This is a genomic window from Lentzea sp. NPDC060358 (assembly GCF_042725365.1).
Lineage (GTDB): Bacteria > Actinomycetota > Actinomycetes > Mycobacteriales > Pseudonocardiaceae > Lentzea.
On the sequence record NZ_JBHXCW010000465.1, the window covers coordinates 1 to 1547 of the forward strand.

Here is a 1547-nt window from a genome sequence, read left to right on the forward strand (position 1 = left end):
GCATGGTGCACCAGCACTTCATGCTCGCCGACTACCTCACCGTCCTGGAGAACGTCGTTCTCGGCTCGGAGACGCTGTACGGGATCGGCGACCGGGCCCGCGCCCGGATCAAGGAGATCTCCGACGCGTACGGCCTCGGGGTCCGCCCGGACGCCATGGTCGAGGATCTCGGGGTCGCCGACCGGCAGCGGGTGGAGATCCTCAAGGTCCTCTACCGTGGCGCCCGCACCCTGATCCTCGACGAGCCCACGGCCGTCCTGGTGCCGCAGGAGGTCGACGCGCTCTTCGACAACCTGCGCGAGCTCAAGGCCGAGGGCCTGACCGTCATCTTCATCTCCCACAAGCTGGGCGAGGTGCTGTCGGTCGCCGACGAGATCACGGTCATCCGGCGCGGTACGACGGTCGGCACCGCCGACCCGGCGAGCACCACGCCCAAGCAGCTCGCCGAGCTGATGGTCGGCAGCGAGCTGCCCTCCCCGGAGACGCGCGAGTCGACCGTCACCGACGTACCGATGCTGACCGTCGACGGGCTGCGGCTGTGCGCCACCGACCCGGACGGCGTGGTGCGCTCGGTCCTCGACGGCATCGGCTTCACCATCCACAAGGGCGAGGTCCTCGGGATCGCCGGTGTCGAGGGCAACGGCCAGTCCGAGTTGGTCGACGCGATCATGGGCATGCGCCACCTGGACGCCGGGGCGGTCACCCTCGACGGCGCCGACATCTCCCGTACGCCCACCCGCAAGCGCCGCGAGGACGGCATCGGCGTGATCCCCGAGGACCGTCACCGGCACGGGCTGCTGCTGGAGGCCCCGCTCTGGGAGAACCGCATCCTCGGCCACGTCACCGAACGCCCCAACAGCAAGGGCGCGTTCCTCGACCTCAAGGGCGCCCGCGCCGACACCGAGCGCATTGTGCGCGAGTACGACGTGCGCACCCCGGGCATCGACGTCACCGCCGCCTCGCTCTCCGGCGGCAACCAGCAGAAGCTGATCGTCGGCCGCGAGATGAGCCACGAGCCCAAGCTGCTCATCGCCGCGCACCCCACCCGGGGCGTGGACGTCGGCGCGCAGGCGCAGATCTGGGACCAGATCCGCGAGGCGCGCCGCGAGGGCCTGGCCGTCCTGCTCATCTCGGCGGACCTGGACGAGCTGATCGGACTCTCCGACACCCTGCGGGTCATGTACCGGGGCCGGCTGGTCGCGGACGCCGACCCGGCGACCATCACCCCGGAGGAGCTGGGCTCGGCGATGACCGGCGCGGCCAGCGGCCACCTGGAAGCACCGGACGAGGCGACCGCGCCGAGCGCCGACAGCACCGACACCGACCCCCGGGACGGGGGAGAGGACCGATGAAGAAGATCGACAAGGAGCGGGTGCTCCTGGGGCTCGCGGCCCCCGTACTCGCGATCGTGGTCGCCTTCCTGGTGACCGCGCTCGTGCTGGCCGCCACCGGCAAGGAGCCGTTCAGCGCCTTCGGCATCATGTTCGACTACGGGCTGAAGTCGGACAGCCAGGTCTACATCCTCAACAAGGCGACGACGTACTACC

At 70.6% G+C, this 1547-nt stretch carries 1 protein-coding gene and 1 pseudogene; both read left to right on the top strand.

What is annotated here, in order from left to right; genetic code table 11:
- Positions 1–1352: ABC transporter ATP-binding protein (locus ACFWGZ_RS40910; RefSeq protein ID WP_382456959.1), on the top strand; the 1352-nt coding region annotated here is incomplete at its 5' end.
- Positions 1349–1547: pseudogene (locus tag ACFWGZ_RS40915) on the top strand (ABC transporter permease); the annotation flags it as partial. The gene ACFWGZ_RS40910 and the pseudogene ACFWGZ_RS40915, both read left to right, overlap by 4 nt.